We start from the raw sequence: 1,474 nt of genomic DNA on the forward strand, positions 1-1,474 counted from the left end.
CGACCCGGCGATCGTGCCAGCGCCGACGCCGCGCCCCGCCCCCGTCGTCCACAGGGTCACCCGACCGGGCCGCAGGGTCCTCCGGCCGCGTGCCAGACTCCGGCCGCGGCGCCCCCTCCGGGGCCCGCCGGCCGCCGCGGGGCAGCCCACCGGCGCCGTGCCCGACCCGAGGAGGACGCGTGCCCGCCCGATTCCTGCCGCTGGCGGACGTCGCCGAGATCCTCTCCATCTCCTCGGCGCAGGCCTACGCCCTCGTGCGCTCCGGCGACCTCCCGGCCATCAAGGTGGGCGGCCGCGGGCAGTGGCGGGTCGAGACCACCGAGCTCGAGTCCTACATCCAGCGCATGTACTCCCAGACGCGGGCCCTGGTCGAGCGCGGCGGGCTGGACGAGGCGGCCGAGGCCGCCTCCGCGGACGGGCTCGAGCGCGGCTGACCGGGGTCTGAGCCGCCCGGTCGGCGCGCGCCGGGGCGCCGTCCCGGCCTCGGCGCCCCGCGCTCGACCTCCCGCTCCGGAGCTGGAGAGGCGTCAGGCGCTGCGGACCACGAGCAGCGCCCCGATGGCGACCGCCCGCACCTCGAGGACGGCACCCGCCCGTCGCGGCTCCCCCGGGGCGTGCAGGGCCAGGTCGACGTGGTCACCCGCGACCCGGTCGATCGTCCCCGCGAGCTCGGCGCCGGCAACCGCCGCGCGCACGGCGGCGCGGTCGCGGGCGAGCGCCCTCAGCGCGGTCCGCAGGGAGGTGCGCCGCAGCACCGCTCCCGCCGGCGGGGCGACACGGCGCGGCAGGCCGGCGACGGACGACACCGAGGCCAGCGGGACGAGGGCCTGACCGCGGGCCTCCGCCACGACGACCCACTCCGGGGCCGCGTCGTCCACGCGCCCCGCCACGACGGCGCCGTCGCGCAGGTGCAGCGCGACCTCCAGAGGGCCCGCGGCCCGCAGCCGGTCGGCGAGCCAGACGTCCGCCTGCTCCGCCCTCGTGCGGTCGGCCACCTCGGCGCGCAGCTCGGCCGAGGCCTCCTGCTCGAGCTGCGCCTCGAGGTCCTCGAACAGCCGCTGCCAGCGCACCGCCCCACCGTACCGGTGCGCGCTATCGACGGCCGAACGGCCCCCAGCCACACTGACGGGTGGTCCTCGACACCAAACAGCATCAAACGATGGTCAACGGCAGGCGTGTCGGGGTAGGACTGCTCCCACCACGCCGGAGGTGCGGGGCTCGCTCGACGCCCGCGCACCACCCGGTCGGCCCAGCGGCCGGCCCCTCCGGTCGACGACGTCCTCGAGGAGCTGCCGTGAGCGCCACCTGCCCCGAACCCCTCCACGCCCGGGGACCGGCGTCCCCCGCGGCGTCCGGCCGCACCCCGTCCGGCCGTCCCTCGTCCGGCCGCCATCCGTCCGCTCGGCGTCCGTCCCGTCGCTCCCCCGCCGGGCCGCCCCCGTCGGGGCACCACCGCCCCGGGCGCGGCCGGGCG

Annotated in this window: 2 protein-coding genes; one reads left to right on the forward strand and one right to left on the reverse strand. The window is 79.3% G+C overall.

Annotation, left to right across the window (positions count from 1 at the left end):
- Positions 1–179 precede the first annotated feature (179 nt).
- A complete protein-coding gene (locus HLB09_RS17035; protein ID WP_171204476.1) occupies positions 180–434 on the forward strand; it encodes a helix-turn-helix domain-containing protein in 255 nt (84 codons plus the stop codon).
- Positions 435–527: 93 nt separating this feature from the next.
- Here the strand turns inward: HLB09_RS17035 and HLB09_RS17040 are convergent, their stop codons facing one another.
- Complete coding sequence (locus tag HLB09_RS17040) at positions 528–1,070, reverse strand: hypothetical protein (RefSeq protein ID WP_171204477.1); 543 nt, start codon at positions 1,068–1,070, stop codon at positions 528–530.
- Positions 1,071–1,474 lie beyond the last annotated feature (404 nt).

The sequence above is a fragment of the Pseudokineococcus marinus genome (genome assembly GCF_013004605.1).
GTDB classification, from domain to species: domain Bacteria; phylum Actinomycetota; class Actinomycetes; order Actinomycetales; family Quadrisphaeraceae; genus Pseudokineococcus; species Pseudokineococcus marinus.